Source organism: Mycobacterium sp. E3339 (genome assembly GCF_001666915.1).
Taxonomy (GTDB): Bacteria; Actinomycetota; Actinomycetes; order Mycobacteriales; family Mycobacteriaceae; genus Mycobacterium.
On the sequence record NZ_LZIZ01000252.1, the window covers coordinates 1 to 1,256 of the forward strand.

Here is a 1,256-nt window from a genome sequence, read left to right on the forward strand (position 1 = left end):
GCACCACCGAGGAAAACACCGACTCATAAGCCGCCGCCGCCGAGCTGGCCTGCACCGCCGCCTGCTCGGCCTGCGCCATCCAGAACTTCCTGCAAAGCGGGTTGCCCACCCCCACGAACAACTACTTGGGGCTTACGCCGTCGGTGTACACGGTGCTGCTCAAGCAGACCACCGGGCTCGGTTACTTCTCCAACGGGCTCGCGTCGTTCAGTTCGTCGATTGCCCAGCAGTTGGTGTTCGGGCCCGGTGGTAGCACGGCCGGTGCCGGTGGGGCCTGGTTCCCGACCCCGCAGTTCGCGCAGTTGGGGTTGGGCAACCTGGGCAGCTTGAGCAGCAACGTGGTCTCGGCCGGTGCCGGGCAGGCCGCCCAGGTCGGGGGTTTGTCGGTGCCCCAGCAGTGGGCCACGCTGACCTCGGCGGTCAGCCCGGCCAACGCCGCCGAGGCCGAGGCCGCCCCCCTGCAGGCCGGGGCGAGCAATCCGCCGGGCAACGCCCTGCTGCGCGGCATGCCCACCGGCGTCATGGGCCGCCGCGCCGGCGCCGCCGCGGGCTACTCGCACAAATACGGATTCCGCTACAGCGTGCTCACCCGACCACCCTCGGCCGGATAGCGGCAGCATGAAAACACGCCATTCCATTTATTCGCGGCGCGATTTTATCGAAAGCCGATCGGGTCCAGGCCGGCCCGCTCCTGGGGCACGCGGCCTCGGTTTCGGCCGGGCGATGAATGTGGGTCGCCGCACCGGGGTTCTCTTCCCAGCTCATGGCGAACGAGCGGCCGGCCGCCCAACGCATGGCCAATGCCGGGTTAACCCGGCGGCGGCGACCAGGCCGGACGCGTTCCCGTCGGGCCGTTGCCGCCGCCACGGGCTCGGGGCCGGTCAGCCGGCCGCAAGCGCATTATCGTCATTCAATACGACGGGTTAAGGGGTAATTCGTGTTTGATTTCGGGATGCTTCCGCCGGAGGTTACGTCGGCGAAGATTTATGCCGGTCCGGGGTCGGGGTCGTTGATGACTGCGGCGTCGGCGTGGAATGCGATTGCTGCGGAGTTGCAGTCGGCGGCGTTGAGTTATCAGAGCGTGGTGACGCAGCTGGCCAGTGAGGAGTGGGCGGGTACGGCTTCGGCGGCGATGGCGGCCGCGGCCACTCCGTATGCGGAGTGGCTCAGTGCCACGGCGGCGCAGGCCGAGCAGGCGGCGGTGCAGGCCAGCTCGGCGGCGGCGGCTTATGAGTCGGTGTTTTCCTCGGTGGTGC

At 68.8% G+C, this 1,256-nt stretch carries 1 protein-coding gene and 1 pseudogene; both read left to right on the forward strand.

Going from position 1 to position 1,256, the window contains the following annotated elements; genetic code table 11:
• Positions 1–74: 74 nt before the first annotated feature.
• Positions 75–611: pseudogene (locus tag A5702_RS24360) on the forward strand (PE/PPE C-terminal domain-containing protein); the annotation flags it as partial.
• A gap of 341 nt (positions 612–952) precedes the next feature.
• A partial coding sequence (locus A5702_RS24365; protein ID WP_156669737.1) for a PPE domain-containing protein occupies positions 953–1,256 on the forward strand: 304 nt, incomplete at its 3' end.